A 20713-nucleotide genomic window follows, 5' to 3' on the forward strand; every position below is an offset into this window, starting at 1 on the left:
ATGAGTAAGAACGACTACGCGCCTTCCGAGGCGCCACGCGACTCCGCCGCGGCCTCGGCGGAGGACTCCGCCGAGGCCGCCGCCGGGGCCCAGCTCTCCACCGCCCCCCTCGACGACGCCCCCGCCGACCCCGTCGGCATCGGCGTCTTCGGCTGGGCCCGCTGGTTCTGGCGTCAGCTCACCTCCATGCGGGTGGCGCTGATCCTGCTCTTCCTGCTGTCCCTCGGCTCCATCCCCGGCTCCCTCATCCCGCAGACGCAGGTCGATGCCCTCAAGGTCGCCCAGTGGAAGAAGGAGCACGCCTCCTGGGTCGGGATCGCCGAGAAGCTCCAGCTCTTCGACGTCTACAGCTCGGTGTGGTTCTCCGCGATCTACCTGCTGCTGTTCATCTCGCTGATCGGATGCATCCTGCCCCGCTCCTGGCAGTTCGTCGGCCAGCTCAGGGACCGTCCGCCGGGCGCCCCCAAGCGGCTCGACCGGATGCCCGCGTACGCGACCTGGCGCATGCACAAGCCCGCCGACGAGGTCCTCGCGCAGGCCAAGACGCTGCTCGGCGGCCGGCGCTTCCGTACCGAGGCGTCGGGGAACTCCGTCGCCTCCGAGAAGGGCTATCTGCGCGAGGCCGGGAACCTGGCCTTCCACATCGCCCTGATCGTGATGCTGATCGCGTTCGCCTGGGGCCAGCTGTTCAAGTCCGAGGGCGGCAAGCTCGTCCTGCGCGGCAAGGGCTTCTCGAACACGCTCACCCAGTACGACGACTTCAAGAAGGGCGGCTTCTTCGAGCCCGACGACCTGCCGCCGTTCTCCTTCACGCTCGACAAGTTCGACGCGACCTTCGAGGAGTCCGGCCCGCAGAAGGGCACCCCGCGCGACTTCAAGGCGTACGTCACCCTCAGCGAAGGCGCCGACGGCAAGCCGCAGAAGCGCGAGATCGAGGTCAACACGCCCATGGAGGTCGAGGGCTCCAAGGTCTACCTGCTCGGGCACGGATACGCGCCCGTCATCTCGGTGACCGGCCCCGACGGCAAGGTGATCTTCAAGGACGCCGTGCCGATGCTGCCCCAGGACGCCAATCTGACCTCCTCCGGCGCCGTCAAGGTCACCGACGGCTACAAGAACAAGGACGGCAAGGCGGAGCAGCTCGGCTTCAACGCCTGGTTCGTCCCGACCTACGCGGGCGAGGGCAAGGGGACGATGTTCTCCCAGTTCCCCGAGCTGAAGTTCCCCGTGCTCGCGCTCAACGCGTACCACGGCAGCCTCGGCGTTGACTCGGGCCTCCCGCAGAACGTGTACCAGCTCAACACGTCCAAGATGGAGAAGTTCACCGACGAGAACGGCGAGCTGTTCAAGCGCAAGCTGCTCCCGGGCGAGACGATGACCCTCCCCGCCGGCGCCGGCACGGTGAAGTTCGAGGGCATCGAGCGCTGGGCCACCTTCTCCGTCACCCACCAGCCCGGCAGCGGCCTCGCCCTCGCGGGCGCGATCGCCGCCATCGGCGGCCTGGCCGCATCCCTGTTCATCCAGCGCCGCCGGATCTGGGTCCGGGCGGTGACCGGTGAGGACGGCGTGACCGTCGTCGAGATGGCGGGCCTCGGCCGCAGCGAGTCCGCCAAGCTCCCGGAGGAGCTGTCGGCGCTCGCCGCGGCGCTCCACCAGCAGGCGCCCACCGCGCCCGCGCCCGACCGACCTGCCAAGGAAACCGTTGAAGGGGAGCGCGGATGACGCCGCTCGCAGTCGCAACCGATGAGCATCTCGCTCAGATCAGCAACTACCTGGTCTATTCGTCGATGGCGGTCTACACGCTCGCCTTCTTCGCGCACATCGCCGAGTGGATCTTCGGCAGCCGCAGCAAGGTGGGCCGTACGGCCGCCGCGCTGACCGCCGCCAAGACCGCCGACGCGCCCGCCGTGCAGGTGCGCGGCAAGGGGGGAACGGCCGTCCTCGACCGGCCGGAGGTCGTCACGCGTTCCGCCGTCGGATCCCGTGACGTCCCGGACGGTCCGGGCGCGGCCGGCGGCACCGAGCAGGGCGACCTGTACGGGCGCATCGCGATCTCGCTGACGGCGCTCGCCTTCGTCATCGAGGCGGCCGGCGTCGTCGCCCGCGCCATGTCCGTGCAGCGCGCCCCCTGGGGCAACATGTACGAGTTCTCGCTCACCTTCTCCACGGTGGCCGTCGGCGCGTACCTGGTGCTGCTCGCGCTGAAGAAGAACGTCCGCTGGCTCGGCCTGATCCTGGTCACCACCGTGCTGCTGGACCTCGGCATCGCCACCACCTGGCTGTACACCGACAGTGACCAGCTGGTGCCGGCGCTGCACTCCTACTGGCTGTGGATCCACGTCTCCACCGCGATCTTCTGCGGCGCGGTCTTCTACATCGGCGCGGCCGGCGCGGTCCTGTACCTGTTCCGCGACTCCTACGAGGCCAAGCTCGCGGGCGGCGGCACGCCGGGCCGCTTCTCGACCTCGGTCATGGAGCGCCTCCCCTCGGCGGCCTCGCTCGACAAGTTCTCGTACCGCATCAACGCGGCGGTCTTCCCGCTGTGGACGTTCACGATCGTCGCGGGCGCCATCTGGGCGGGCGACGCCTGGGGCCGCTACTGGGGCTGGGACCCCAAGGAGGTCTGGTCCTTCGTGACCTGGGTGGCGTACGCCTGCTACCTGCACGCCCGTGCCACCGCCGGCTGGAAGGGCCGCAAGGCCGCGTACCTCGCGCTCTTCGCCTTCGCCTGCTGGATCTGGAACTACTACGGCGTGAACATCCTGCTCAACGGCAAGCACTCGTACGCGGGCATCTGAGCGCCCGGAGTGGGACGCTGGTGTCATGCCTCCTGTGAGCCATGGCACCAGCGAGAGCCGGGGCGCGGACCGCCGGCTGCTGAGATTCGAGCTGCACCTGCCGTTCGCCTACGAGACGATCTGGCCCGCCCTGACGACGCCGGACGGGCTGCGCGGCTGGCTGGCGGCGGCGGACGTACTGGAGCGGCGCCTCGGAGGGGCGGTCACGCTGCGTTGGCTGAACGGCGGGCCGACGGTGTCGGGGCAGGTCACGGCCTGGGACGTAGAGCGGGTCGTGGAGTACACGCTGGCCGGGCCCGGGCGGATCCGCTTCCACCTGGAGCCCGTGGGCACCGACTCGACGGTGATCCGCTTCCTGAACGAGCGGGGCGGCGGGACCGACGCGGACCGGCTGGACCACCTGGCCGGCTGGCACTCCCACTTCGAGCTGCTGGAGGCCGCGCTGGAGGGCCGCCCGGCGGACTGGTCCGCCTGGAGCGGCGCCCGCTTCGCCGAGCTGCGGGCCTCCTACGCCCCGCCGGCCGCCGCGGCATGAAGGACGGCCCTCACCACACCGGGCGCAGCGCCGGCAGCGGCCCCTCGCCGTGCAGCGCCCGTACCAGCCGGGCCAGCTCCCCGCGCAGGATCCCGAGGTCGGCGGCGTGCGCGAGTTCGGCCTCCAGCTCGTGCAGGATGCGGCCGGCGACGGCGAGGTGGTCGGTCGCCGCCCGCGTCAGGACGACGAGCTTGCGCCGCCCGCCCTCCGGGTGCGGTTCGCGGCGGACGTAGCCGCGCCGCTCCAGGTCGTCGACGATCTGCCCGGCGGCCTGTTTGGTCACCCCGAGCCGTTCGGCGAGCTCGGTGGCGGTGGCCCCGGCGCGCCCCAGCACCTGGAACGTCATCCCGTGCAGGGGCCGCAGGTCCTCGTACCCGGCCGCGGCGACCCGTCGGGTGAACTCGCCGAGCATCAGCTGGAAGCCCATGCCGAGCAGGAAGGTCAGCTCGACGCCCTCGTCTTGGTTGGTCACGGAAACATGGTGACACGTCCGGGTCAAGGTGCTTTACTCGCTATGAGTAAAGCACCTTGACTCACATTGCCGAGAGAACGAGGACGCCACCCCATGCGCGTGATCAGCGTTTCCCCCGAGCACGTCATCACCACCCCGAACGCCACCATGACCGCGTTCGCCGCCCCCAGCCGGGGCAGCTCCGAACTCAGCACCTGGCACGTGGACATGCCCGCCGGCTCCGCCGGCCCCGAGCACTCCGTCAGCCGCGAGCAGGTCTGGACCCTCACCGCGGGCGCCCTGGAGGTCACCTGCGACGGCCGCACGCAGAAGGTCACCGCCGGCCAGACCCTGGTCCTCCCGCCGGAGGTGCTTCGCACCATCAGCGCCCCCGAGCGCTTCGAGGCGTACGTCGCGATGCGCGCGGACGGCGTCGTCACGGTCCCGGGCGAGGAGGGCACCCGCGTCCTGCCCTGGGCGCGGTGAGGAGGGCGGGCCCCTAGTCCTTGTCGCCGTCCTTCTTGTCCTGCTCGTCGCGCAGCGACTTCAAGAACTCCGGGTTGTCGTCCGGGGCCACCCACTGGGTGCGCCGGGACCGGCCCGTGCCGCCGCCGAAACCGCCGCCGAAGCCACCGCCCGCGATCGTCCGCTTCTTGCCCGCCGCCAGCCACACCACCGGGCCGACGATGGAGAAGAGCAGGATGATGATCACCCAGATCACCTTCGGGAGGTGCTTGACCTCCTCCTCCGGCGTGTTCAGGCAGTCGATGAAGGCGTAGATGGTCAGCGCGATGATCAGCAGGAACGGCAGATAGCGCAGCACGGTGTGGGACCGACTCCCGGGCAGTGGCGGCGGGGGCCCGCGCGGGGCGCCCCGGTGACGTGTCCAGGGTAGTTGGTGACGGATACTGGCCCCTATGGCTTACGACGATCTCCGCTCGCTGCTCCGGGCTCTGGAGCGGGAGGGCGACCTCAAGCGCATCAAGGCCGAAGTCGACCCGTACTTGGAAGTCGGGGAGATCGTCGACAGGGTGAACAAGGCGGGCGGTCCGGCCCTGCTCTTCGAGAACGTCAAGGGCTCGGCGATGCCGCTGGCCATGAACGTCTTCGGGACGGACCGCCGCCTCCTCAAGGCCCTCGGCCTGAAGTCGTACGCGGAGATCAGCGAGAAGATCGGCGGCCTGCTCAAGCCGGAGCTGCCGCAGGGCTTCATCGGGGTCCGCGAGGCCTTCGGCAAGCTCGGCTCGATGGTGCACGTGCCGCCGAAGAAGGTGAAGGGCGAGGCAGCCCCCGTCCAGGAGGTCGTCCTCACCGGCGACGACGTGGACCTGGACCGGCTCCCGGCCCTCTTCACCTGGCCCAAGGACGGCGGGTCCTTCTTCAACCTCGGCCTGACGCACACCAAGCACCCCGAGACGGGCGTGCGCAACCTCGGCCTGTACCGCCTCCAGCGCCACGACAAGCGCACCATCGGCATGCACTGGCAGATCCACAAGGACAGCCGCAACCACTACGCGGTGGCGCAGAAGCGCGGCGAGCGGCTGCCGGTCGCGATCGCCTTCGGCTGCCCGCCGGCCGTGACGTACGCGTCGACCGCGCCGCTGCCGGGCGACATCGACGAGTACCTGTTCGCCGGGTTCGTGGCGGGCAAGCGGATCGAGATGGTGGACTGCAAGACGGTCCCGCTCCAGGTCCCGGCCAACGCCGAGGTCGTCATCGAGGGCTGGCTGGAGCCGGGCGAGATGCTGCCGGAGGGTCCCTTCGGCGACCACACCGGCTTCTACACGCCGCAGGAACCGTTCCCCGCGCTGAAGATCGACTGCGTGACGATGCGCAAGCGCCCGCTGCTGCAGTCGATCGTGGTCGGCCGCCCGCCGACGGAGGACGGCCCGCTGGGCCGCGCGACGGAGCGTTTCTTCCTGCCGCTCCTGAAGATCATCGTGCCGGACATCGTGGACTACCACCTGCCCGAGTCGGGCGGCTTCCACAACTGCGCGATCGTCTCGATCGACAAGAAGTACCCCAAGCACGCGCAGAAGGTCATGCACGCCATCTGGGGCGCCCACATGATGTCGCTGACCAAGCTGATCATCGTGGTGGACTCCGACTGCGACGTCCACGACCTGCACGAGGTGTCCTGGCGGGCGCTGGGCAACACGGACTACTCCCGCGACCTCACGGTCGTCGAGGGTCCCGTCGACCACCTCGACCACGCCTCGTACCAGCAGTTCTGGGGCGGCAAGGCGGGCATCGACGCCACGAAGAAACTCCCGGAGGAGGGCTACACGCGCGACGGCGGCTGGCCCGACATGGTGGAGTCCGATCCCGCGACGGCGGCCCTGGTGGACCGCCGCTGGAAGGAGTACGGCCTGTGAGCATCGCCGTGGGCGGCCCCGCCCTCTTCATCGGCAGCGACACCCCCTGCGTCGCCCTCGTGCGCCCCTCGATCGACCCCACCCAGCCGGAGGTCCGCGAGGCCGCCGAGCGGGCCGGGGTCACCCCCGAGGAGTTCGCCGGGCCGTCGGACCTGTGGCAGCTGATCGCCGACCGGACCGACGGCGAGGGCCGCGAGATCGCCCTCGACACCCTCTCCGACGCCGAGGCCGCCGCCTTCGCCGAGGGCCTGCTGGCCGCGACCGCCGAACCGGACGCCGAGTTCACGCTCGTCCTGACGGTCGCCGCGCACGACGTCCTGCGCCTGGACGGCCGCCCCGCAGGCGAGGGCTTCGCCTTCGTGGCCGCCGTCGTCCCGCCGCCGTCGGAGGGCACCCCGGCCCTGGAGGTCGAAATCGGCCCCCAGTCCCTCACGGACCTCCGCGCCGAACTCGAACAGTTCCGGAGGAACCTCGGATGACGACGACCGCCGATGGGGTGATCGGGCCCGGACCGGCGCCGCAGCCGACCGGGAAGGTCAAGGCGTTCCTGCGGCTCGTGATGATCGAGCACTCGGTCTTCGCGCTGCCCTTCGCCTACATCGCCGCGCTCACCGCGATGTTCGAGCTGGACCGCACCATGCACTGGCGGGAGCTGCTGCTCGTCACCGTCTGCATGGTCGGCCTGCGGACCTTCGCGATGGCCGCGAACCGGATCATCGACCGCGAGATCGACTCGCGGAACCCGCGCACCGCCGGGCGCGAGCTCGTGACCGGCGCGGTGTCGGTGCGGTCCGCGTGGACCGGGGCCGGGATCGCGCTGGTGCTGTTCCTCGGCTCGGCGGCGCTGCTGAACCCGCTGTGCCTGATGCTGGCGCCGCTCGCCGTGGTGCCGATGGTGGTGTACCCGTACGGGAAGCGCTTCACGAACTTCCCGCACGCGATCCTGGGTCTGGCCCAGGCGATAGGCCCGATCGGGGCCTGGCTGGCCGTCACCGGCGAGTGGTCCTGGGACGCGGTCGTCCTCGGCGTCGCCGTCGGCGTGTGGATCGGCGGCTTCGACCTGATCTTCGGCTGCCAGGACGTGGCGGCGGACCGCGCCGAGGGCGTCAAGTCCGTCCCGGCCCGCTTCGGCATCCCGGCCGCCCTGTGGGGCGCCCGCGCGGCGCACGTCGTGACCACCGGCCTGCTCGTCTGGTACGCGCTCGCCACCGACGCGGGCGCGCTGTTCTGGTTCGGCCTGCTGATCGTCGCGGCGGCGTTCCTCTACGAGCACACCATCGTCAAGCCGCACGACCTCTCCCGCCTGAACCGCGCCTTCTTCACGGTCAACGGCTTCATCGGCATCGCCCTCTTCCTCTGCGCCGTCCTCGACCTCGCCACCCGCGGCCTGGCCCTGTAACCCGATCGTGTGGGCGCCGCCGGACCCCGTGGTTCGGATTCCGACCCATTCGCCAGCGTGCGGCCTGCCATCGGGTGCAGGGAAGGAGACCGACGTGACGATCTCGGAGAGAGACCGCCTGCACTCGCAGCTCAGCCGGTTCGAGGACGCATAGAACTCGCCGTCGAAGTGGTCAGCTCGCGGCGGGGGAAGAGGAAGGCCGCCGCCGCGCCCGCGAGCAGGCCGAAGAGGTGCGCCTGCCAGCTGATCACGGAGTTGGTCGGGAGAATGCCGACCAGGGCCGTCGTCCCCCACAGGGCGGCGATGACGACGCCGACGACCACGCCCAGCGGTCTGCGCTCCACGAAGCCGCGCACCACCAGGTAGCCGAAGAGGCCGAAGATCAGGCCCGAGGCGCCCGCGGTGATGGTGTGCGAGGGGGATGTCAGCCACACCGCGAGCCCGTCGGCCACGGTGATCACCGCGCAGACGGCGAGGAAGCGGCGGATGCCGCTGAGCGCGGCGACGAAGCCGAGCACCAGCAGCGGCAGGCTGTTGCCGGCCACGTGGTCGAAGCCGAAGTGCAGGAAGGGGGCGGCGAGGATGCCGCCGAGGGCGTCGGGGTCGCGCGCGACGATCCCGTACGCGTCGAGGGCGTGGCCGGTGGCGAGGTCCAGGGCCTCTATCAGCCACAGCAGACCCACCCAGCCCAGCATGAGCTTCCCGGCCGCCTTGGCCCGATCGGCCTGGCTCCACTCCTCGACCCGCGTGTCCTGACCCGCGTACGCCATGGATCCCCCTTTCCCTTCCGGTGGTCTTCTCGTCCCACCCTGTGAACGTCGGGTCACCTTACTCAGTGCCCACCAGCGGTGGCCGGATAGTCTCGTAGGCATGACTGACGGCAAGCGCACCCCCTGGGTGGTCGGGGTTTCCGGGGCGTCCGGGACGCCGTACGCGGCGGCGGTGATCCGAGGGCTGCTGGCGGCGGGCGAGAGTGTGGACCTGGTGGTCAGCCGGGCCTCGCGGCTCACCCTGCTGGACGAGACCGGGATCGCGTTCCGCGACGCGCACTGGCGCGACGATCTGGGGGAGTGGCTCGGGCACGGGGCCGACGGGAAGCCGGAGACGTTCGCGCGCCCGGACCTGGACGACGTCCGCTACTGGGGCGCCGGCGACCTGGCCGCCGGACCGAGTTCGGGTTCGTACCCGGTGAAGGGGATGCTCATCGTCCCCGCGTCGACGGCGTGCGTGGCGGGGGTGGCGCTGGGGCTCTCGAAGGACCTGCTCCAGCGCGTGGCGAGCGTGACGCTCAAGGAGCGGCGCCGGCTGGTGGTCGCGGTGCGGGAGACCCCGCTGAACGGACAGACGCTGAGGCATCTGGTGGCGCTGGACGAGGCGGGCGCAGTGGTGCTGCCCGCCTCTCCGGCGTTCTACGCGGGTGCGACGCACATCCAGGATCTGGTGGATTTCGTCGCGGGGCGGGTGCTCGACGCGGCAGGGGTGCCGCACGGGCTGTACCGCCGCTGGGAGGGGGAGCTCGGTGGCTCCCGCCCCCGGGAGGCAAGCGGTGGCTAGCGCTTCTTGGAGCGGCCGGGCTTGCGGGTCTTGTCGACGCGGTGGGCCGCGGCGGGCTGGTCGGTGCGGGATCGGTTGGCCAGCTCCTGGAGCTGTCGCATGTGCGCGTAGGCCATCTCGATCGTGTACACGGTGAACCACTCCTGATGTCGTCAGATCGTCGAGATCGTCGCAGATCTGTTGAAAGATTCACAGGGTGTTGACCCTGTGTGCCTTAGATTCTATACCTAAACTTGCAGGATCGCCGAATAATGGAAGGCTCCACGTAATGGACACGGTGGACAGGCAGCTCATCCAGGCACTCCGGGAAAACGGCCGTGCCTCGTACGCGGAGCTGGGCCGTCTCGTGGGCCTCTCCGGCCCCAGCGTCACCGACCGCATCAACCGCCTGGAGACGGCCGGTGTGATCACCGGCTACCGCGCGACCGTGGACTCGGCGTCGCTCGGCATGGGCGTCACCGCCCTCATCGGCATCTCCCTCTCGGACGCCGCCGACCACGAGGACGTGGCCCGCCGGCTGCGCGACCTCGCCGAGATCGAGGACTGCTGGTTCATCGCCGGCGACGACTCGTACATGCTCAAGGTGCGCGCCGGCGACGTGGACGGCCTGGAGCGGATCATCCGCAAGCTCTCCAGCACCAAGGGCGTCTCGCGCACCCGTACCACGATCGTGCTCTCCACGAAGTGGGAGAACCGGGTCGGGGATCTCCCCGAAGAGGCCTGAGAGTACGGTTGCACAGGCAGTACGGGCAGTACGGGACAACGAGGAGGCGACCGGTCGATGGATGCTGGGCTCAAGCGTGAGCTGGAGGAGAAGGTCCGCTCCGGCGAGCGGCTGACCCGTGAGGACGGCATCGCCCTCTACGAGTCGGACGACCTGGCATGGCTGGGCGGTCTCGCCCACGAGGTGCGCACGCGCAAGAACGGCGACGTCGTCCACTTCAACGTCAACCGTCACCTCAACATGACGAACGTGTGCACCGCGTCCTGCGCGTACTGCTCGTTCCAGCGCAAGCCGGGCGAGAAGGACGCGTACACGATGCGCATCGAGGAAGCCGTCCGCCTGGCCAAGGCCATGGAGAACGAGAACCTCACCGAGCTGCACATCGTCAACGGCCTGCACCCGAGCCTGCCGTGGCGCTACTACCCGCGCTCGCTCTCCGCGCTGAAGGAGGCGCTGCCGAACGTCTCGCTGAAGGCGTTCACGGCGACCGAGATCCACCACTTCGAGACGATCTCCGGGATGTCGGCCTCCGACATCCTGGACGAGCTGATCGAGGCGGGCCTGGAGTCGCTCACCGGCGGCGGCGCCGAGATCTTCGACTGGGAGGTCCGCCAGCACATCGTCGACCACCGCACCCACTGGGAAGACTGGTCGCGCATCCACCGGCTCGCGCACGAGAAGGGCCTCAAGACCCCGTCCACGATGCTGTACGGGCACATCGAGGAGCCGCGCCACCGCGTGGACCACGTGCTGCGGCTGCGCGAGCTCCAGGACGAGACCGGCGGTTTCCAGGTCTTCATCCCGCTGCGCTACCAGCACGACTTCGTGGACATGAAGGACGGCAAGGTCCGCAACAAGCTCCAGGCGCGGACGACGATGGCCACCGGCGCCGAGGCGCTCAAGACCTTCGCGGTCTCGCGGCTGCTGTTCGACAACGTCCCGCACGTCAAGGTCTTCTGGGTGATGCACGGCGTGCAGACCGCCCAGCTCGCGCTCCAGCACGGCGCGGACGACATGGACGGCTCGGTTGTCGAGTACAAGATCACGCACGACGCCGACAACTACGGCACCCCGAACAAGCTGGGCCGCGACGACCTCCTGGAGCTCATCCGCGAGGCCGGCTTCCGCCCGGTCGAGCGCAACACGCGCTACGAGATCATCCGCGAGTACCCGGGCCCGAACACCGAGCTGCGCGAGACCCCGCAGCCGATGCGGGTCTGACGCGGTTCGGCAGTGACGGGAAAGCCCCGGTCCCCATGGACCGGGGCTTTCCCGTGTCGTGGCGCCATATCCGTTGCCTTCGAGGTGAGGTAATGGCTAGTCTCGCTATGTGACCCTTACCTTCACCTTCGATCCGGTCGTCGACCCCGCCCTGCGCGACGGCCTCGTCGACCTCTGGACCGACACCTCCAACGCCGGCGGAGCCATCGGCTTCGTGCCGCCCGTCACCCGCGAGGACATCCGGCCCGAGCTGGTCAAGCACCTCGTCGCCATGGCCGAGGGCCGCAACCGCCTCGTCGTCGGCCTCGACGGGAGCGGCCGGGTCCAGGCGGCGGCGTTCCTCGCGCTCAACACGCACCGCCTGCAACGCCACTGGATCTGGGTCTACACGGTCATGGTCCACCCCGACCTCCAGGGCCGGGGCGACGGCCGCGCCCTGATGGCGGCCGTCGCCGACGCCGCCCGCACGCTCGACGGCATCGACGCGATCCGGCTCGGCTGCCGAGGCGGCCACGGCCTGGAGCGCTTCTACGCCGCCTGCGGCTACAAGGAGGTCGGCCGGGTTCCCGGTGCCATCCGGGTGGCCCCGGGCGACGACCGCGACGACATCACGATGCTGCTGCCGCTGCCCTGACCCCGCCGGGCGGGAGGGGGCCCCGGGCGTGCTTCACTGGACGGGCACGTCCGGACGTACGAGAGAGAAGGGGTCACCGTGTCCCTCAAAGCGAGCGCAACGATCCGCTACACCGCGATGCGGCTGGGCATCTTCGTCGGCTGCTTCATCGCCGTCCTGATCCTGGTCCAGCTCCACTGGGTGCCCGCCGGGATCGGCGACGCGAACATCGCCTGGGTCGCGCTGCTCGCCCTGGTGCTGTCCGCCCCGCTCTCCTTCGTCCTGCTGCGCAAGCAGCGCGACGACATGTCCGAGCAGATCGCCGGACGCGTCGCGGGTGCGAAGGAGAAGCTCGCGTCGAACCGTTCGCAGGAGGACGCGGCCGACGACGCCGCCCGGGTGACCTCGTAAGGATCCCGTTAGCTTCATCACACACCGAACCGCCCCAGCGCTGGCCGAACCGCCGGTAGTGCTGGGGCGTTGGCGTTTTCCGGGGACCGTACGGGCCGCGCAAGGGGGCCTGTCGCGCCGCTGGCTCAAAGGGTGCCTTTGAGGTTCTCAAAGGGTAAGTGTTAGCGTGTTCAACATGTTGACCTCAGCTGCGCACCCGATGACCGCGAGCCTTCCGCTCGTGGCGCGCCTGCACGTCGACCTCTGCCGCCGCGTGTCCGCGGCCTGTTGCTGTTGTCGCTGACCGACGTTGAGCCGGTGTCGGGCAGGCGCTGAGCCGGCCCCTCGCCGAATCGATACAGCAGCGGTCCCGGCCGGCACCCTTCCGGCTGCCGCACCGCCTCACCACCGCAGAAAATCCCCCGCCTTTCCTTTGTGCGTCACTTCCGGAGTGTGTCCGTGTCCGCGACCCCGCAGGCCCCCGCCAAGGCCTCGTTCAAGTTCCCCTTCTGGGCCCAGATCATCACCGGTCTCGTGCTCGGCGTGCTGTTCGGCTGGCTCGCCAAGAGCCAGGACATCAGCTGGCTGAAGACCACCCTGGAGCAGGTCGGCGACATCTTCGTCCAGCTGCTGAAGCTGGCCGTCGCCCCGCTCGTCTTCTTCGCGATCCTGGTGTCCATCACCAACCTCCGGAAGGTGAACAACGCCGCGCGGCTCGCCTCCCGCACGCTGCTCTGGTTCATGATCACCTCGCTGATCGCGGTGGGCATCGGCCTCGCGATCGGCCTGCTGACCAACCCGGGCGCCGGCACCGGCCTCACCCCGCAGGACGGCAAGCTGCCGAAGAAGACCGGCTCCTGGATCGACTTCCTGACCGGCATCGTCCCGACGGACGTGGTCACGCCGTTCACCGAGCTGAACGTCCTCCAGATCGTCTTCATGGCCGCCGTAGCGGGCATCGCCGCCCTCCAGCTCGGAGCGAAGGCGCAGCCGGTCCTGAGCCTCGCCGAGTCCGTCCTGGAGCTCCTGCAGAAGGCCCTGTGGTGGGTCATCCGCCTGGCCCCGATCGGCACCGTCGGCCTCATCGGCACCGCGATCGCCACGTACGGCTGGGACCTGATCGGCAAGTACGCCACCTTCACCGCCGACGTCTACGTCGGCTCGGCGCTGGTCATGTTCGGCGTCTACCCGCTGCTGCTCGCGACGGTCGCCAAGGTCAACCCGATCCAGTTCTTCAAGGGCGCCTGGCCCGCGATCCAGCTGGCCTTCGTCTCCCGCTCCTCGGTCGGCACCATGCCGGTCACCCAGAAGGTCACCGAGCGCCTCGGCGTCCCGAAGGAGTACGCCTCCTTCGCCGTCCCGTTCGGCGCCACGACCAAGATGGACGGCTGCGCCGCGATCTACCCGGCGCTGGCGGCGATCTTCATCGCGCAGATCTTCGATGTCCAGCTGGGCATCAAGGAGTACATCCTGATCGCGTTCGTGTCGGTCGTCGGCTCGGCCGCGACGGCCGGCCTGACGGGCGCCACGGTCATGCTGACCCTGACCCTCTCCACCCTCGGCCTCCCGCTGGAGGGCGTCGGCCTGCTGATGGCCATCGACCCGATCCTGGACATGATGCGCACCGCCACCAACGTGGCCGGGCAGGCCGTGGTCCCGGTCATCGTCTCGGCCCGCGAGGGAATCCTCGACAAGGAGGCCTACGAGGCCGCCTCGTCCTCCCCGCTGGACGAGCGCCCCGCGGTCGCCGTCGCCGCCTGACCGCCGCTCGCCTCCGGGCCTGTACGTACGTACCGCAGCCCCTGCCCCCGTCCGGGCGGGGGCTGCGGTGCGTGAACGACGCCCCGCCTGCGACGCCGCGATGGACGCGCTGCCGACCATCGCCACGTTCGAATCGGACGGCAACGACTCCAGCTGGATCCCGTACGAAGACCAGGCCGCCGCGGCCCCCATCGACGACCGCCGCCGAGTTCATGCAGTAGCCGCTGCGGCTCGCGGGCCGGGCGCGGGGCGTCTCACTCCAGGGTGGCCATGCGGATGTAGGCGATGAGCCCGAGGACGAGCGGCGGCGCGAACCACCAGACGCCCATGGCGCGGCGGACGCTGGGGATCAGCGTGATCAGGCCGCCGATCACGCTGAGGCAGAGCGACATGAAGCACGCCGCGGCTACGCCGGTGTACCCCTGGTCGTCCCACGGCCCTTGCGGGCCGGCCGCCACGGCGGCGAAGACGCACAGGGCGTTCAGGAGGTGGATGAGCCCGAGGGGTATCCCCAGCACCCACTGGAGGCACCCTCGGTCCTCGGGCAGGTCTATGTCGTCAGCGATGAGAGGAGTGCCTTACGAATCCGGCCCAGGCGTGCGGGGCGAAGTCCAGTACGGGGCCCTGGAGGTCCTTGGAGTCGCGGACGTGGACGGTGCCGGGGGTGGTGGCCACCTCGACGCAGTCGTTGATGTCGCTGCTGTCGCTGTAGCTGCTCTTGAACCAATCCAGCTCGGGGTTGTGGATCATGTTTCTCCCAGCAGTTCCTCGATGAAGGCCCGCGACTCCCGGGGCGTGAGCGCCTGAGCTCGGATGATGCCATAGCGCAGTTCGAGGATCCGGAGCTGCTTGGGGTCGGAGACCGGTCGTCCGTAGAACGCCCCATCCGACCGGCCGACCGCACTGCCGTCCCCGAACTTCAGCACCTGGATCCGCCCGCCCATACCCCCGTGGTCTTCGAGGGCGGTGGGCATCACCTGGAACTCGATGCCTGGCAACTGAGTCACCCCCAGAAGGTGTTCGAGCTGTCGGCGCAGAACCATTGTGCCCCCGATGGTCCGCCGAAGGGTGACCTCTTCTTGGACGAAGCTCAGCGCGGGCGCCGGTGACCGGTTGAATATCGATCGTCGGGCCATGCGCGCGGCTACTCCTCGGTCCACCTCCTCCGGAGTCTGAACGGGGCGCGCCATCTCGAACAGGGCGCGCGCGTACTCCTCCGTCTGCAACAGGCCATGGATGTTGTGGTTGTTGTATGTCCCGATCTCGACGGCCTGGGCTTCCATCTTCGCCAGGTCCCGCACCCGCTTCGGGTAGCGGACCTGTTCCAAGTCGGTCCGCATCGCGGAGATCTTGCCGCCCGCGCCGAGCACTTCGTCCGAGCGGTCGAGGTACTCGGGACGCGGGATGCGTTTGCCGGCCTCCACCTTTCGAACCTGATCCTCCCCGTACTGAATTCGCGCCCCGAATTCCGCCACCCGCATTCCCGCGGCCTCCCGCCACGCCTTGAGCTGGCGGCCGAGCGCGGCGACCACCGCGGCGCCCTGTTCGTCCTCGGGATCGACGTCCCAGCCGGGCTCTTCCGTACCGTCACTGTCCACGCTCATGCGTGCCCACCTCCGACGAGCCGATTTCCCCAACGCCCTTACCCCGCACTTCACTCCGGACAGGCCGGACGCGGCCGGACAGGCGCCGGACAAACGCGGGACGCACGGGCGGTGTCACTTCTCACAGTACGCACCACCGGCCACGCTCTGTGACGTGAATCATCAACTTGCCCACTTCCACGTCCAACTCTCCGCCACCCCGCGCGGTGCCCGCCTCGCGCGACTGCTCGCGGTCGAGCAACTCCGGAGCTGGGGGCTCCCGTTCGAGCGTCCGGCGCAGATCGTCGCCGAGCTCGCGGCGAACGCCGTGACCCACGGGCGGGTGCCCGGGCGGGACTTCCGGCTGGACCTCGCCGTCACCCCGGGGCTGCTCCGGATCGAGGTGGTGGACACGCGCGGTGACCGGATCCCGGGTTTCCCCGATCCGGCTCCGGACGGTGAAAAGGGGCGCGGGCTGCTCCTCGTAGAGGCTTTCGCAGATCAATGGGGGGTTACCCAGGGTCCGCCGCCTTGCAAATCGGTTTGGGCCGAAATCTCGCTCACCAGGTCGCGGGAAGCCGGGATCCGGTGCGGCACGACGCGTATTTAAGAACCAGAAGCTTTAAAGAAACAGAAGCGAAAACCAACCGACCAACCCCCTCCGTCCCCCGCGGCGCGCGGAAATTGGCGGGGTCCCCCACACGGGTGAACAATCCCAACTGGGCTGGATTTCGGGTTGGTTGGCGGGCATATGCTCGGCCCCGACAAACTCCAGACATGAGACGGCCCCCGTCGGGACTGGCATCCCGGACGAGGGCCTGACCAACCAGGAAGAATCCACCTTCCCAATGGCTCTTGAGCACCCTAGCGGGCGTGTGCCCGCGGCGCCTCGCGAACCCGCCGGAACTCACCGGTCCGGGGTCGTCCACGTCAACATCCGGCACGACTGCCACTTCGTGGTGGTCGGCAATCACCTCGCCCAGCACCGTCACTTGTCGCTGACGGCGATCGGGCTCGCGGTGCACATCCAGTCGCTGCCCGCCGGTACGCCGGTCGGCATCAAGGCGCTCGCGGACCGGTTCCCGGAGGGGGAGGTCCGCATCGCCGGTGCGCTGCGGGAGCTGGAGCAGCACGGCTACCTGGAGCGGCGGCAGGAGCGCCAGGACGACGGCCGGATGGTGACGCGGACGTACTCGTACAACCACCCCTTGGCCGTTGGCCTTTCGTCATCGCCCACCCATGACCCCGAGCCGGGGTCGGAGCCGGGGTCCGTGGCGAACCCGGACCCTGATCCGGGCTGCGACCCCGACCCCGATCCGGGCCCGGACCCGGACCCCGATCCGGATCCGGATCCGGACCCAGGCTCCGACCCGGACCCCGATCCTGGCCCGGGCCCGGGGCCCGACCAGAGCCCGGGCCGGGAGACGGGCACTGACCAGGCGCCGGGGGTTGCACCCGCGCCGGAGGCGGCGCCCGCAGCGCCCGCGCCGGAAGCCGGGCTCGCGCCTTGGCCGGGGCGCACCCCCGGGCCGGTGCCGGGGCGCACCCCCGGGCCGGTGCCGGGGCGCACCTCCGGGCCGGCGCCAGACCGCACCCCCGGGCCGGTGGCGGACGAGATCCCCGGGCCGGTGGCGGACCGTGCCCCCGATCCCGCGCCGCGATTTCGGCGGGAGGCCGCCGAGGTGTTGGCCGGGCTGAGGGACCTGGATCCGCGGCTGCTGCTGGCCGAGCGGGACGTACACCGGCTGGCGCTCGGGCTCGCCGCCTGGCTGGAGCGCGGGGCGGACCCGGCGGCGGCCGGGCGGGTCCTGGCCGCCGGTCTGCCCGAGTCCCTGCGTCACCCGGCCGCCTTCATCGCGCACCGGATCGCCGCGCTGATCCCGCCCCCGACGCCCGTCGCACCACGCCGCACGAGGTTCATCCCACCGGATCCGCTCCAGACCTGCGCCGGCTGCGACAGGGCCTACCGGGCTCCGGCCCCGGGCGGCCGCTGCCGCGACTGCCGCGAGTTTCTGGACCCCGCCGCCTAGTCCGTGCACGACCGTCACCCCGCACGACCGTCACCCCGCGTGGTCAAGATCCGCAGGGTCACGGGTCTGTCCCAGCGGGCGGCGACCGCGCGGGGAAGGGCGGAACGGTGGCGGGAACCGCCGTCCCGGCTGGTCGGCGGTGCGTACCGGCGCGGTGCGGCCGACCGCCGTGCGCCGTGGAGCCGGTGTGCGTGTAACAGGAATGTATGAGGCGGGTGTTGGGCGGAACGGTACGCCCGGCGGGCGGGTCTTGGTGATCAGAAACGCCCGCTCCCACCGGCCCGCACCGAGCGCCCGGCACCGCCACCCCGATCGATCCTGAGGAAGAAACGATGCGCGTTCACAAGCTGACCTTCGCCACCCTGGCCGTTGCCGCCGGCTTCTCGCTCACGGCCTGCCAGAGCGGCGACGGCGCCTCGGGGCAGGCCGGCTCGTCGCCCGCGGCCACCGCGTCGTCCGCGGCCACCGGGTCGTCCTCGGGCGGTTCGGACCAGGGCGGTGGCGCCACCTCCACCGGGAAGCCCGCCGCCGGCAAGCCCTCGGCCGGGAACCCCTCCGCGGGGGCGGCCTCCGGCGGGAAGGGGACGGCTGCCGGGACCGGCTCCGCCGAGAACGGCAAGGGCGGCAAGTGCCGGACCGACGAGCTGACGATCACGGCTCTGGACAACACCATCGACGGCGACCCCAACGGCACTGTGGCCGTGGAGCTGAAGAACCGCGGCAGCCGGGAATGCACGCTCTCCGGGTTCGCGGGCGTCGATCTGAAGACGAACGCCGGGTCGCTGTCCGCGCAGCGCACCGGCGAGGCGGGCGGCCCGGCCGTCCTCAAGCCGGGGAAGACGGTGGGCCTCGGCGTCACCTTCCCGCTCAACACGTCGGGCGGCTCCGGCGTCCGCATCACGGGGCTGGTGGTGACCCCGCCGGGGGAGACGAAGTCGGTCACCCTCGCCTGGCCCGGCGCCGCCACCCTGCCCGTCACGGACGGCTCCGGCTCCCCGGTGAAGGTCGGCCCGATCGGCAGCGCCGGCCAGGGCGAATGACCCGGCCGGGGCGACTGACTCGGACACCGCTCAGCGGCCCCCCGCGTACCGCGCCCAGTCGGCCAGCTCCCGGCGCGTCGCCGCGGTGTCGGGGTGGTCGGGGCCGAGTACCCGGATCTGCTCGTTCAGCAGGTGCGTGAACGAGGTCGCGGCCCCGGCGGCGTCCCCGGCCCGGCCGCGCCAGTGCGCGTGGCCGCGGTGTGCGGCGAACACGTCGAGCCAGCTCAGGTGTCCCGCCGCCGAGGTCTCCCCCGGAAGCCCGGGCCCGCCCGGCGGTCCCAAGTGCCGCATCAGGTCGGTCAGCAGCGCCTCGTACGCCACGGCGGCCCCGTACGCGTCCCCGGACTCGCCCCGCCAGCCCGCGAGCAGGGCGCGGCTCTGGAAGACGTCCGTGTGCGTCGGCCCGTACGTTTGCTGCTGGAGCGGGACCAGCTCGGCACAGGCCGCGGCCGCCCCGGCCGGGTCGCCGGCCCGGGCCCGCCACCGCCCCAGGGCGGCCCGGGTGGGGATGGTGCGCGCGTGCCCCGGGCCGAACGACCGGATCTGCTCGGCGAGGACCGCCTCGTACGCCGCCGCGGCACCGGCCGGGTCCCCGGACTCGCCCCGCCAGTGGGCGAGGCGCTCGCGGGCCCCGTAGAGCACGGAGGACTCCGGACCCTGGCGGCGCAGGGCGTCGCCCGCCAGCCCCTCGAAGTGGTGCCGGGCTGCCTCGGGCCGGCCCGCCGTCCCCAGGAACTCGCCGACGCGGAACAGCAACGGGTGCACGCCGGAGGGCGGTTCGTCGCCGAAGAGCGCGTCCACGGTGGCGGTGAAGGCGTCGCGGCGGGACGAGGCACCCCACAGCGCGGACTCGGCGCTCCGCCTCAACGCATCGGTGCAGGCCACCAGCACCGGGCCGAAACCGGGATCGACCTGAGCCAGGCCGTCCCGAGCCAGGCCGTCCCGATCCCAGCCCGCGTGACCCCCGTCGGCCACGGCCACCAGGGCCGACGCGACGGTCCAGGCGAGTCTCCCGGCCCGGTGCGCGGGCACCGCCTCGCGGGTCACCCGCTGGAGGAGCGGGTGCACCCGTACGGCGCGGAGGGGGTCCTCCGGCGCGTAGTCGACCAGGCCGAGCCGGTCCAGCTCCCGGAGCGCCGCCGTCACCTCGTGCGGGCGCGGCCCGGCCCCGGCTGCCCCGTCGGCGGGCGGTGACGTACGGTTCCGCTCCAGATGCCCACGGGCGGCACCGCCGGTGAAGACGGCCTCGGGCGCTCCCTCGGACGGGAGCAGGGAGGCCAGTTCCAGCAGCGGACGGGCCAGTCCGGCCGGTTGCGTCCGGTCGGCCCGGTCCATCGAGTCCCGCCACGCCTCGTGTACGCCGAAGGGCTGGCCGTCCGGCAACGCGCCGGGACCGGGGACGAGTTCACTGAGCGGTCTCCCGCCCTCCGGGCTCAGCAGACGGCGGTACGCGGCGCAGTCCAGGCCCTCGCGGACCAGCTGGGCGGCGGCCTGGGACAGGGCCAGCGGAAGCAGGCCCAGCTCCCGCGCCAGCCCCGCCAGCTCCTCGGGCCGGTCTCCGTGCCCGCTCGCGGCGAGGACCTCGGCGAGGTACGCCGTCGCCTCGGCGGGGGTGAACCCCTCCACGGGCACCACGGGCCCGCCCGGCCCCGGCCGCGCCAGGTCGCGGCGCCGGGTCGTGACGAGGACCTGCCCGTCCGGGTGCTCCGGGGGCCACAGGCCCCGTACGTCATCGGGGTCGGCCACGCCGTCCAGCACGACCAGCCAGCGCCGCCGCGGGCTCCCGGTCCCGGGCCGCAGCCACGCGAGGAACGACTGCGCGGCCTCCTCCGCAGACGCGGCACCGGCGCCCGCACCGCCACCGGATCCGGTGATCTCGGCGATGGCCTGCGCGTACGAGGCGACGACCGCGGCGCGGTCGGTGGCCGTGACCCACACGAGCAGGTCGAGGCTGCCCTCGTCCCACGCCGCACGGGCGAGGCGCGCGGCCTGCTGCGTCTTGCCCGTGCCCGCAGTGCCGACCAGCAGCCCGAAGCGCCCGTCGAGCGCGGGCCGGGGCCGGAAGCAGCGCGCGGCGGCGGGAACCGTGCCCACCCGGTGCGGCCAGGAGGCCGGGGCGCGCGCGGCCGCGTAGTACGAGACGTGGTCGGCGCGGCCGACGGCCATGCCGTAGTGCCCGGCCCGGACGCCGTACGGGTGTCCGGGGCCGGTGGGGAAGGGGCTTTCGTCAGCCGGTCCG

General features: G+C 71.2%; 24 protein-coding genes. 16 read left to right on the plus strand and 8 right to left on the minus strand.

From position 1 onward, the window contains the following. The 3 genes from OG982_RS17215 to OG982_RS17225 are packed head-to-tail and all read left to right on the plus strand — an operon-like array spanning position 1 to position 3333. Positions 1 to 1722, plus strand: coding sequence for a cytochrome c biogenesis protein ResB (locus OG982_RS17215; protein WP_266948838.1), 1722 nt, complete (start codon positions 1 to 3; stop codon positions 1720 to 1722). Continuing rightward, the gene (gene ccsB, locus OG982_RS17220; RefSeq protein ID WP_266785818.1) at positions 1719 to 2798 is read left to right on the plus strand and encodes a c-type cytochrome biogenesis protein CcsB; all 1080 of its coding nucleotides are present in this window, start codon (positions 1719 to 1721) and stop codon (positions 2796 to 2798) included. Before OG982_RS17215 ends, ccsB begins: the two co-directional genes overlap by 4 nt. 25 nt (positions 2799 to 2823) lie before the next feature. After that, on the plus strand, positions 2824 to 3333 hold the full coding sequence (locus tag OG982_RS17225) for an SRPBCC domain-containing protein (protein ID WP_266785816.1): 510 nt from the start codon (positions 2824 to 2826) through the stop codon (positions 3331 to 3333). A 10-nt stretch (positions 3334 to 3343) separates the two neighbouring features. On the opposite strand, the gene OG982_RS17230 is transcribed toward OG982_RS17225, so the two are convergent. Further along, positions 3344 to 3760, minus strand: coding sequence for a MarR family winged helix-turn-helix transcriptional regulator (locus OG982_RS17230; RefSeq protein WP_266949937.1), 417 nt, complete (start codon positions 3758 to 3760; stop codon positions 3344 to 3346). Between the two features lie 138 nt (positions 3761 to 3898). Here OG982_RS17230 and OG982_RS17235 point away from each other — a divergent pair, with 138 nt between their 5' ends. Continuing rightward, on the plus strand, positions 3899 to 4270 hold the full coding sequence (locus OG982_RS17235) for a cupin domain-containing protein (protein ID WP_266785814.1): 372 nt from the start codon (positions 3899 to 3901) through the stop codon (positions 4268 to 4270). A 13-nt stretch (positions 4271 to 4283) separates the two neighbouring features. Here the strand turns inward: OG982_RS17235 and OG982_RS17240 are convergent, their stop codons facing one another. After that, the gene (locus OG982_RS17240; protein ID WP_266785812.1) at positions 4284 to 4607 is read right to left on the minus strand and encodes a PLD nuclease N-terminal domain-containing protein; all 324 of its coding nucleotides are present in this window, start codon (positions 4605 to 4607) and stop codon (positions 4284 to 4286) included. 94 nt (positions 4608 to 4701) lie between these two features. Between OG982_RS17240 and OG982_RS17245 the strand changes: the two genes are divergently transcribed. From OG982_RS17245 to mqnP, 3 genes are read left to right on the plus strand one after another with little or no spacing between them, the layout of a single operon-like run. Beyond that, entirely contained in the window at positions 4702 to 6159 is a 1458-nt protein-coding gene (locus tag OG982_RS17245; protein WP_266948840.1) for a menaquinone biosynthesis decarboxylase, read from the plus strand. Then, positions 6156 to 6638 (plus strand): hypothetical protein, encoded by a 483-nt coding sequence (locus OG982_RS17250; protein ID WP_266948841.1) that lies wholly within the window; start codon positions 6156 to 6158, stop codon positions 6636 to 6638. Before OG982_RS17245 ends, OG982_RS17250 begins: the two co-directional genes overlap by 4 nt. Continuing rightward, complete coding sequence (gene mqnP, locus OG982_RS17255; RefSeq protein WP_266948843.1) at positions 6635 to 7558, plus strand: menaquinone biosynthesis prenyltransferase MqnP; 924 nt, start codon at positions 6635 to 6637, stop codon at positions 7556 to 7558. Before OG982_RS17250 ends, mqnP begins: the two co-directional genes overlap by 4 nt. Positions 7559 to 7689: 131 nt before the next feature. Here the strand turns inward: mqnP and OG982_RS17260 are convergent, their stop codons facing one another. Then, complete coding sequence (locus tag OG982_RS17260; RefSeq protein ID WP_266948844.1) at positions 7690 to 8328, minus strand: rhomboid family intramembrane serine protease; 639 nt, start codon at positions 8326 to 8328, stop codon at positions 7690 to 7692. A 100-nt stretch (positions 8329 to 8428) separates the two neighbouring features. Between OG982_RS17260 and OG982_RS17265 the strand changes: the two genes are divergently transcribed. After that, complete coding sequence (locus tag OG982_RS17265) at positions 8429 to 9112, plus strand: UbiX family flavin prenyltransferase (protein WP_266785802.1); 684 nt, start codon at positions 8429 to 8431, stop codon at positions 9110 to 9112. Here OG982_RS17265 and OG982_RS17270 read toward each other — a convergent pair. Beyond that, positions 9109 to 9243: a hypothetical protein gene (locus OG982_RS17270; RefSeq protein WP_266785800.1), complete on the minus strand. Its 135-nt coding sequence runs from the start codon at positions 9241 to 9243 to the stop codon at positions 9109 to 9111. The two genes, OG982_RS17265 and OG982_RS17270, sit on opposite strands and share 4 nt — an antisense overlap. Before the next feature lie 137 nt (positions 9244 to 9380). On the opposite strand from OG982_RS17270, the gene OG982_RS17275 reads away from it, so the two are divergent. From OG982_RS17275 to OG982_RS17295, 5 genes are all read left to right on the plus strand, one after another. After that, positions 9381 to 9836, plus strand: a complete 456-nt coding sequence (locus tag OG982_RS17275; protein WP_266785798.1) for an Lrp/AsnC family transcriptional regulator — start codon at positions 9381 to 9383, stop codon at positions 9834 to 9836. Between the two features lie 57 nt (positions 9837 to 9893). Then, positions 9894 to 11057: an aminofutalosine synthase MqnE gene (gene mqnE, locus OG982_RS17280; protein ID WP_266785796.1), complete on the plus strand. Its 1164-nt coding sequence runs from the start codon at positions 9894 to 9896 to the stop codon at positions 11055 to 11057. A gap of 109 nt (positions 11058 to 11166) precedes the next feature. Beyond that, complete coding sequence (locus OG982_RS17285; protein WP_266785794.1) at positions 11167 to 11691, plus strand: GNAT family N-acetyltransferase; 525 nt, start codon at positions 11167 to 11169, stop codon at positions 11689 to 11691. Between the two features lie 78 nt (positions 11692 to 11769). After that, the gene (locus tag OG982_RS17290) at positions 11770 to 12081 is read left to right on the plus strand and encodes a DUF4229 domain-containing protein (protein ID WP_266785792.1); all 312 of its coding nucleotides are present in this window, start codon (positions 11770 to 11772) and stop codon (positions 12079 to 12081) included. A gap of 432 nt (positions 12082 to 12513) precedes the next feature. Beyond that, complete coding sequence (locus tag OG982_RS17295; RefSeq protein ID WP_266785790.1) at positions 12514 to 13821, plus strand: dicarboxylate/amino acid:cation symporter; 1308 nt, start codon at positions 12514 to 12516, stop codon at positions 13819 to 13821. 254 nt (positions 13822 to 14075) lie between these two features. On the opposite strand, the gene OG982_RS17300 is transcribed toward OG982_RS17295, so the two are convergent. The 3 genes from OG982_RS17300 to OG982_RS17310 are packed head-to-tail and all read right to left on the minus strand — an operon-like array spanning position 14076 to position 15425. Continuing rightward, on the minus strand, positions 14076 to 14339 hold the full coding sequence (locus OG982_RS17300; RefSeq protein WP_266785788.1) for a hypothetical protein: 264 nt from the start codon (positions 14337 to 14339) through the stop codon (positions 14076 to 14078). Positions 14340 to 14379: 40 nt separating this feature from the next. Beyond that, positions 14380 to 14571, minus strand: coding sequence for a DUF397 domain-containing protein (locus OG982_RS17305; protein ID WP_266785786.1), 192 nt, complete (start codon positions 14569 to 14571; stop codon positions 14380 to 14382). After that, positions 14568 to 15425, minus strand: coding sequence for a helix-turn-helix transcriptional regulator (locus OG982_RS17310; RefSeq protein WP_266785784.1), 858 nt, complete (start codon positions 15423 to 15425; stop codon positions 14568 to 14570). The genes OG982_RS17305 and OG982_RS17310 overlap by 4 nt, the downstream gene beginning before the upstream one ends. On the opposite strand from OG982_RS17310, the gene OG982_RS17315 reads away from it, so the two are divergent. The 3 genes from OG982_RS17315 (at position 15424) to OG982_RS17325 (ending at position 18474) form a co-directional block, all read left to right on the plus strand. Continuing rightward, entirely contained in the window at positions 15424 to 16014 is a 591-nt protein-coding gene (locus OG982_RS17315) for an ATP-binding protein (RefSeq protein ID WP_323139262.1), read from the plus strand. The two genes, OG982_RS17310 and OG982_RS17315, sit on opposite strands and share 2 nt — an antisense overlap. Before the next feature lie 265 nt (positions 16015 to 16279). Then, positions 16280 to 17434, plus strand: coding sequence for a helix-turn-helix domain-containing protein (locus OG982_RS17320; protein WP_266948845.1), 1155 nt, complete (start codon positions 16280 to 16282; stop codon positions 17432 to 17434). Between the two features lie 332 nt (positions 17435 to 17766). Beyond that, on the plus strand, positions 17767 to 18474 hold the full coding sequence (locus tag OG982_RS17325) for a DUF4232 domain-containing protein (RefSeq protein ID WP_266785778.1): 708 nt from the start codon (positions 17767 to 17769) through the stop codon (positions 18472 to 18474). Between the two features lie 30 nt (positions 18475 to 18504). Here the strand turns inward: OG982_RS17325 and OG982_RS17330 are convergent, their stop codons facing one another. Next, a complete protein-coding gene (locus OG982_RS17330; protein WP_266785776.1) occupies positions 18505 to 20640 on the minus strand; it encodes a tetratricopeptide repeat protein in 2136 nt (711 codons plus the stop codon). Positions 20641 to 20713: the final 73 nt, after the last annotated feature.

This window comes from Streptomyces sp. NBC_01551 (assembly GCF_026339935.1).
GTDB lineage: Bacteria > Actinomycetota > Actinomycetes > Streptomycetales > Streptomycetaceae > Streptomyces.

Coding starts and splice junctions, on each gene's coding strand:
- ccsB (WP_266785818.1), top strand. CDS start 1,719: ATGACGCCGCTCGCAGTCGCAACCGATGAGCATCTCGCTCAGATCAGC.
- OG982_RS17325 (WP_266785778.1), top strand. CDS start 17,767: ATGCGCGTTCACAAGCTGACCTTCGCCACCCTGGCCGTTGCCGCCGGC.
- OG982_RS17315 (WP_323139262.1), top strand. CDS start 15,424: ATGCGTGCCCACCTCCGACGAGCCGATTTCCCCAACGCCCTTACCCCG.
- OG982_RS17245 (WP_266948840.1), top strand. CDS start 4,702: ATGGCTTACGACGATCTCCGCTCGCTGCTCCGGGCTCTGGAGCGGGAG.
- OG982_RS17330 (WP_266785776.1), bottom strand. CDS start 20,640: ATGGCCGTCGGCCGCGCCGACCACGTCTCGTACTACGCGGCCGCGCGC.
- OG982_RS17265 (WP_266785802.1), top strand. CDS start 8,429: ATGACTGACGGCAAGCGCACCCCCTGGGTGGTCGGGGTTTCCGGGGCG.
- OG982_RS17225 (WP_266785816.1), top strand. CDS start 2,824: ATGCCTCCTGTGAGCCATGGCACCAGCGAGAGCCGGGGCGCGGACCGC.
- OG982_RS17235 (WP_266785814.1), top strand. CDS start 3,899: ATGCGCGTGATCAGCGTTTCCCCCGAGCACGTCATCACCACCCCGAAC.
- mqnP (WP_266948843.1), top strand. CDS start 6,635: ATGACGACGACCGCCGATGGGGTGATCGGGCCCGGACCGGCGCCGCAG.
- OG982_RS17275 (WP_266785798.1), top strand. CDS start 9,381: ATGGACACGGTGGACAGGCAGCTCATCCAGGCACTCCGGGAAAACGGC.
- OG982_RS17230 (WP_266949937.1), bottom strand. CDS start 3,760: ATGGGCTTCCAGCTGATGCTCGGCGAGTTCACCCGACGGGTCGCCGCG.
- OG982_RS17310 (WP_266785784.1), bottom strand. CDS start 15,425: ATGAGCGTGGACAGTGACGGTACGGAAGAGCCCGGCTGGGACGTCGAT.
- OG982_RS17215 (WP_266948838.1), top strand. CDS start 1: ATGAGTAAGAACGACTACGCGCCTTCCGAGGCGCCACGCGACTCCGCC.
- mqnE (WP_266785796.1), top strand. CDS start 9,894: ATGGATGCTGGGCTCAAGCGTGAGCTGGAGGAGAAGGTCCGCTCCGGC.
- OG982_RS17260 (WP_266948844.1), bottom strand. CDS start 8,328: ATGGCGTACGCGGGTCAGGACACGCGGGTCGAGGAGTGGAGCCAGGCC.
- OG982_RS17305 (WP_266785786.1), bottom strand. CDS start 14,571: ATGATCCACAACCCCGAGCTGGATTGGTTCAAGAGCAGCTACAGCGAC.